Raw genomic sequence first — 6,198 nt, 5'->3', positions numbered from 1 at the left:
TCGATATCGTTCTTCGAGTAGAAGCTTTCTCGGCGCAGCGGAATCCAATCCTCCGGTGCTTTGCCGGCGAGGTAGTCCTTGGAAAGATTGGGCCGATCAACGGGCGGCGCTTCGTCGTCGCTGAGCATGACAAGGCTGCCTTGATAATGTTCGCGCCGCAGTGTTTCTGCCGCCGCGAAACCGGCCGCGCCGCCACCAACAATGACGATCTTCTCCGGAACCTGGCCGGAGCCTCCATCGCGCTGCTTGGCTGCCGTCCGTTTGCGCTTCTCGCCCACGAATATCCGATCATCGCGTTGTTCCACCGACCAGCAAGCGAGTGGACTGAAAGCTGGAACGCGCAAGGCCTCGCCTGTACGCAAATCGAAGCACGCGTGATGCCAGGGACACCGGACGGTGTCTCCCACCACAAGACCGTCGGCGAGCGGCCCGCCATAATGTGTGCATGTCGCCCCGATGGCGACGATCTCGGCCCCGCGGCGCACCAGCAGCACCTGCTCATCGCCGCAACGGCCGAGGAGCTTTGCGCCATCGGCAAGGTCGGATAACGCGATGCCCTCGACCAGATCCGGCCCGGTTGGTTTGGTATGACCTTCAGCCATTTTCCTCTCCTTTGGCGCGATCCAGTGACAAGATCGCCTGTACGGCCGAGAAGCGGGAAATCTTCAGGTCACCAGCCTCGGAATACCTTCTGCCGGGCTGGCGCGCCTTCAGGTTCTCGGACACCGCTGGTGCCCAAACGTCCGGCCGCGCCATTCGTTGCCGGTTGGGCAGTACGCGCCGTCGCTTTCCTGGCGTTTTGGACGCGTTGCCGCGGCTGCAACGTCGCTTGTCGAACGCATCGCGGGACTGAAGCAAAGACGCCGTCGCGTAAACTTTTTCGCCGGACATGCGTTGTCCTTCCTCCAAGCCAAGGAGGCAGCCATGCAGATGAAATCGGAAATCGCCGGCGAGGCCGCCAAGCAACGCCATATCCAGCGCGGCATCGATGCCAAGGACAAATCGAAGGGCAAGGGCAAGCAACAAGGCGCCATGCAGGCCGGAGCACGCAAATATCCCGAGCCGCCCTTTCCCGAACAGCATCAGCCGAAGCCAGGGCACGAATGGGCGATTGAGCCGGCGCCGCTTTATGACGCGCCCTTCTATATCGGATCGAAAAAACTCGATGGCAAAGTGGCCGTCATCACCGGCGGCGATTCCGGCATCGGCCGAGCCGTCGCCGTGCTTTATGCGCGCGAAGGCGCGGATGTGGCGATCGTCTATCTTTGCGAGGACAAGGATGCCGAAGAGACGAAGAAGGCCGTCGAAGCCGAGGGCCGGCGCTGCATGCTGGTCAAGGCCGACGTCAGCGAACGCCGCCACTGCCACAAGGCAGTGGCTGAGGTGGTGAAGGCATTCGGCCGGATCGACGTGCTGGTCAACAACGCCGCTTTCCAGGTCCATTCCAGCGACTTCAGCGAGCTGACCGAAGAGCATTTCGACACGACGCTGAAGACCAACCTTTACGGCTACTTCCACATGACGCAGGAGGCCGTGCCGCATATGAAGCCCGGTTCGGCGATCATCAACAGCGGCTCCGTAACCGGCATCGAGGGCTCGAGGCAGCTGGTCGATTATTCGATGACCAAGGGCGGCATTCATGCCTTCACGCGCGCGCTCTCCGGCAACCTCATCGAAAAGGGAATTCGGGTGAACTGCGTGGCGCCGGGCCCGGTGTGGACGCCGCTCAACCCGTCTGACAAGCAAGCCGGTGACGTTTCGAAATTTGGCGCAGACACGCCGATGAAACGGCCCGCACAACCGGAGGAGATCGCGCCGGCCTATGTGTTCCTCGCCTCGCCGCACTGCTCGAGCTACATCACCGGCGAGATATTGCCGATCATCGGCGGCTACTGAGTTGAGGCCCGCTGATCGTTGGCGGGAAGGATAGCTCATGCACATCATTCTCGGAGGCGGGGGCAAAGGCAGACATGGGGTCTGGAGTGAAATCATGAAATCGCAACTCGTCGCCGAAAGCGCCGGACAACGGACGTTTGTGGTGGTGCTTGATCCTGGCGAGGAAGCGTTCGCGGCGCTTACCTCTTTCGCGGTCGAGCAGGACATTGGCGGCGCCTCGCTGACTGCGCTGGGCGCCTTCGAAACGGCGACCGTCGGCTGGTTCGACTTTGGGCAAAAGACCTTTCGCAAAATCCCGGTCCGCGAACAGTGCGAGGTGCTCAGCGCTATCGGCGATGTCGCGATCGGCGACGACGGCAAGCCCAGTCTTCACATCCACGCGGTGCTCGGGTTGCGCGATGGCACCACGCGGGGCGGACATCTGCTCGAAGGAATCGTTCGGCCGACACTCGAAGTCACATTGGTGGAAGCGCCTGGCCACCTGCGCCGCAGGAAACGTCCGGAACTCGGCATTGCCTTAATCGATCTGGATGCCTGAAGCCGAACGCGGATCGAGACAGGTCCGCTGAATTGCGATCCGGGGCCGATTATCCCTTTTGTTTGATTTGTTCGACGTCCGCGGGGGCCTCGGGTGCGGCCTCCCAGCCGAACACGCTGCGACCGCCGAGCAGATGCGATTGATCGAACTCTCCGGCAACGATTTCCTTCAGGCTGGGACCTGTGACGTAGCGTTCGACCTGCCGTGACTGGTCGTCGAGCCGCTTCAAGGCGCCGATTTCTTCATCGCGGCCGAGCCTGGCCTTGTGGACGGCGGACTTCAGCACGCCGATCGTCTCGTCATAGACCTTCAGCGGCACAGGGAATGGATGCCTGTCCTTGCCGCCATGCGCCAGCGAGAAGCGACCGGGATCGGAAAACCGGCATGGCGCGCCATGCAGAACCTCGGCAACCAGCGCCAGCGCCCGCACCGTGCGCGCACCGACGCCGGGGACCAGAAGAAGTTCGGAGAAATCGGCGGGGCCACGCTCGGCAGCCGCCGCCATGTTCCCATGGAGACGGCGCATGACGACATCGCTTTCGCGAACGTCGTGGTGCGCCGGCATGACCAGGTGTGGCAGCATCGGCTGCTCGGGCTCCGGTTCTGCAGTCACGTCACGCTCGAGCGCGGCGAATTCCCTCAGGATGCGATCCGGTCCGAGGTCCTGCAGCAGTTCCAGCTGGCCCTTGCGCGACGCGTCGGCGCGGTGGTCGGTCAGGTTGACGATCTCGCCCTGGTTGGCGCCCTCGATGGCGGCATGCGGCTGGTCGACGAAGCTCTTCAGGCCTTCGGACAGCCAGTGATAGCGGCGCGCCACCTTGCTGTCGCCGTTCATGCCCTGCTGCACCACGACCCAGTCGCCATCATCGGTCACGATGAAGCCATGCAGATAAAGATCGAAGCCGTCCTGGACGGCGGCGCTGTCAACCTTGGCGACGAGCCGGCTGGCAGTTGCCAGGCCTGTTCCGTCGAAGCCGACGCGCTCGCCGATGACGGCAAGCTCGTGCGGGGTCTTGCGCGAATGCGCGCCGCGGCCGCCGCACACGTGAATACCGAGTTCGCCGGAGAGCGGAGCCAAACCACGTTTCAACGCGCCGATGACGCTGGTCGTGATGCCGGAGGAATGCCAGTCCATTCCCATGACGGCGCCAAACGACTGGAACCAGAAGGGATGCGCCAACCGGCGCAGCAGCTCCTCGCGACCGTAATGGTGAATGATCGCCTCGCACATGACCGCGCCAAGGCGCGTCATGCGGTCGCCGAGCCATTTCGGCACGCGTCCGCCATGAAGTGGAAGGTCTGCGCTTCCCGATCGTTGTGCCAAATCTTGCTGCCTGTTCCCGATCTATGCCTTGCGCTCAACAGATAGGTACCGAAAGCGGAGTGAAGAAGCGATGATGCCCGTTTTAGGCTGTCGATGCGCGATCCGAATTCGATTGCCGGCCTAGTGCCCGACCTGCTTGGCAATCAGTGTAGCGGTTATCACACAGATTCGCTGACGAGATTAAACTTCTCGATTTCGCAATGCTCACCTACCAGTGTCAATAAATCCGTCGGCGGCGGTCCCCTTTCAGGCCGCCTCCAGCTGATCTCAAACAACACCACGGGGCTGTCGCGATCTGGGCGCCGCTCCATTCCAACCAGGCGCGCCCGATAACCGGAGGGCCCGATGATCGCGTCGAGGTCGTCATGATCCGCCGCCTTCCAGGTGAGCGCCAACACGGCGTGGTGTTCGCGCGGTATCACCAGATCGACCCATTTCAACACGAGCAGAATGATTAGCGTCAGCGCCGTCCCGGCTGCGCCCAAGGCGTATTGGCCACCCCCGAAAGCCAGTCCGATCATCGTCATCATCCACAACGTGGCTGCTGTAGTGACACCGCTGACAAGACTGCCCCGGCGAAGAATGGCGCCGCCACCGATGAAGCCGACGCCTGTCAACACGCCCAGGGGAAAGCGAAGAACGTCCATACGGACGAAGGAATTCGGAGCTTTGCCGCCAACCTCCAGCAGAATGGTGGCCTGTGTCATTGCGATCGCGGCGGCCAGCCCGACCAGGATGGTTGTCCTGAGGCCGGCCGCCTGTCCGCGCGCCTCCCGGTCGAGGCCAATCAATGAACCGGCGAGCACGGTCAGAAGCAGGCGTGCCGCGATGTCTTCGTAGGCCGGGATAAGAGACATCGGTAAACCCTGATCGCCGCTGGTGTTTGGATTACGAACTGATCGCAATTCAATTCGGCTAGGGCCATTCAGGTTCCATCGGCGGCGTTTTGCCGGTTACCGATCGGCTGGATTTCCGACTGCCGGATCGCGCCGTCTTGAATATCTTCCCACACGCGGCAGATCGTCACGAAATTCCACCCACGGCAGCTTCATATCCCAATAGGCATGGGCCTGCGGCGCAAAGCGTTCGGGGTGGTCGAAGAAGCCGATCGTCACATAGAGTTCTTCCGGAAGCCCTTGGTCGAGATAGGCTATGGATGTACCGCAATCGGCGCAGAAGGTGCGGAGCACGCCTCGGGTCCTTGAGAACGTCTTTGGCCAGCCGGTCAGCAGTCTGAATTGGGCCGGTCGATAGCCGACCCAGACGGCCAGCGGGCTCCCTATGGCCTTGCGGCAATCGTCATCATGGTCGGAGCAAATCCAGAACGGGTCACCATCCATCTTAGCCGTTATCGAACCGCAAAAACAGGAGCCGGTCTCGATCCTGGTCATCGAACCACCACTTCTGACCGAAGCGGCCGTTTCGGCCGCAGGGTCCGCAGGGTAATCGAATAGCGGTGCTCGACAACTGGCGGGATGCTGTGCTCCCATTCGGTGCGCGCCGGTCCCGTCATCAGATAAGCCGACCTTGGCTGGAGGATGATGGTCTCGCGATCCCATCCAGCGCCGTTCTTCCGGCGGAGCCGAAAGCTGCATGGCGCAAGAAGAGAAACGCCGGCCACGGCATCGAAATGCGGCTTGTCGCGATGCCAGCCGATACCCGCGCCGGGTCGGTACTCGTTGATCAAAACCTGCACGAAAGCATCGGCGGGCAGCCGCGCAAATGCCGCCACCTTGTCTCTGAGCGGCATCAGAAAAGCAGGGATCGCCGGCGCCTCGATGACTTTGCGTTGGTCAAAATCATAGCGCAGGCCAAAACCGGCGACGCGCCGGTTTGCGAGATGGCCATGAAAGTCGAAAGGCTGGAAGGCGAGACTTTCGAGCTGCCGCACCAGTTCGGCCTCTTCCTCCGCCGTGATCAGCTCCGGCTGGTAGTGAAATCCTTCCGGCAGATAGTTGAGCGCACGAAACAGGTCGCCTTGCCCAGCGAATTCCGGCTGCTTGGTTTTGAGCGATGGCATCAACCCTAATTGGTGAAGCCGGCCGGCGGAGGCAAGGTCTTGGAGGCGCCGAGCCGGCCGGATCACCGCCTCCATATCTCGGGCGAGACGGAACCTGGCTTGCCGGGGTGGGTTATTGCCCAGACGCGTCGAGTGCTGGGAAATGCCTTCAACTGCGATTCAAAGCATGAATTACGATCCGGCGACGAGGACCCTCTCCGTATGGTTTGTCCCAAGCGGAAATCGCTACGATTACGACGACGTGCCGCCGCAGACCTACGCTGCATTCCGCAAAGCCTCGTCAAAAGGCCGGTTCTTCAACGCGTTCATTCGAGATCGGTACAGGTACCATTTGGTCGAGCAGAGCCGGTCGGGGTGAGACCCGGGGTACTCCTGTCGTCCGCCAAAGGAACAAATCCACGCGCCGCCACGTTGCATTTC

General features: G+C 61.8%; 9 protein-coding genes. 3 read left to right on the top strand and 6 right to left on the bottom strand.

Features of this window, described 5'->3' with window-relative positions:
- On the bottom strand, positions 1 to 602 hold a 602-nt coding region (locus BQ8482_RS22190; RefSeq protein ID WP_165848661.1), incomplete at its 3' end, for a Rieske (2Fe-2S) protein.
- Positions 595 to 891 carry a hypothetical protein gene (locus tag BQ8482_RS22185; RefSeq protein ID WP_133254812.1) on the bottom strand — a complete coding sequence of 99 codons (297 nt, stop codon included), beginning with the start codon at positions 889 to 891 and terminating at the stop codon, positions 595 to 597. The genes BQ8482_RS22185 and BQ8482_RS22190, both read right to left, overlap by 8 nt.
- A 33-nt stretch (positions 892 to 924) precedes the next feature.
- On the opposite strand from BQ8482_RS22185, the gene BQ8482_RS22180 reads away from it, so the two are divergent.
- Both BQ8482_RS22180 and BQ8482_RS22175 read left to right on the top strand, forming a co-directional pair.
- Entirely contained in the window at positions 925 to 1,896 is a 972-nt protein-coding gene (locus BQ8482_RS22180; protein ID WP_123149547.1) for an SDR family oxidoreductase, read from the top strand.
- Between the two features lie 94 nt (positions 1,897 to 1,990).
- Positions 1,991 to 2,434 carry a PPC domain-containing DNA-binding protein gene (locus BQ8482_RS22175; RefSeq protein ID WP_123149561.1) on the top strand — a complete coding sequence of 148 codons (444 nt, stop codon included), beginning with the start codon at positions 1,991 to 1,993 and terminating at the stop codon, positions 2,432 to 2,434.
- A gap of 49 nt (positions 2,435 to 2,483) precedes the next feature.
- Here the strand turns inward: BQ8482_RS22175 and BQ8482_RS22170 are convergent, their stop codons facing one another.
- The 4 genes from BQ8482_RS22170 to BQ8482_RS22155 all read right to left on the bottom strand — a co-directional run bounded on the left by BQ8482_RS22170 (position 2,484) and on the right by BQ8482_RS22155 (position 5,778).
- Positions 2,484 to 3,758 (bottom strand): DUF763 domain-containing protein, encoded by a 1,275-nt coding sequence (locus BQ8482_RS22170; RefSeq protein WP_123149546.1) that lies wholly within the window; start codon positions 3,756 to 3,758, stop codon positions 2,484 to 2,486.
- Between the two features lie 158 nt (positions 3,759 to 3,916).
- Positions 3,917 to 4,615 (bottom strand): MgtC/SapB family protein, encoded by a 699-nt coding sequence (locus BQ8482_RS22165; RefSeq protein WP_123149545.1) that lies wholly within the window; start codon positions 4,613 to 4,615, stop codon positions 3,917 to 3,919.
- Between the two features lie 96 nt (positions 4,616 to 4,711).
- Positions 4,712 to 5,149, bottom strand: coding sequence for a GFA family protein (locus BQ8482_RS22160; protein ID WP_123149544.1), 438 nt, complete (start codon positions 5,147 to 5,149; stop codon positions 4,712 to 4,714).
- The gene (locus tag BQ8482_RS22155; protein ID WP_123149543.1) at positions 5,146 to 5,778 is read right to left on the bottom strand and encodes an alpha-ketoglutarate-dependent dioxygenase AlkB; all 633 of its coding nucleotides are present in this window, start codon (positions 5,776 to 5,778) and stop codon (positions 5,146 to 5,148) included. The genes BQ8482_RS22160 and BQ8482_RS22155 overlap by 4 nt, the downstream gene beginning before the upstream one ends.
- A gap of 142 nt (positions 5,779 to 5,920) precedes the next feature.
- Here BQ8482_RS22155 and BQ8482_RS22150 point away from each other — a divergent pair, with 142 nt between their 5' ends.
- Positions 5,921 to 6,136: a KTSC domain-containing protein gene (locus BQ8482_RS22150; RefSeq protein WP_123149542.1), complete on the top strand. Its 216-nt coding sequence runs from the start codon at positions 5,921 to 5,923 to the stop codon at positions 6,134 to 6,136.
- The last annotated feature ends 62 nt before the right edge of the window (positions 6,137 to 6,198 follow it).

This window comes from Mesorhizobium delmotii (assembly GCF_900149755.1).
Taxonomy (GTDB): Bacteria; Pseudomonadota; Alphaproteobacteria; order Rhizobiales; family Rhizobiaceae; genus Mesorhizobium; species Mesorhizobium delmotii.
The sequence above is the reverse complement of the archived record's forward strand: the minus strand, read 5'-3'. Positions and strand labels throughout refer to the sequence as shown.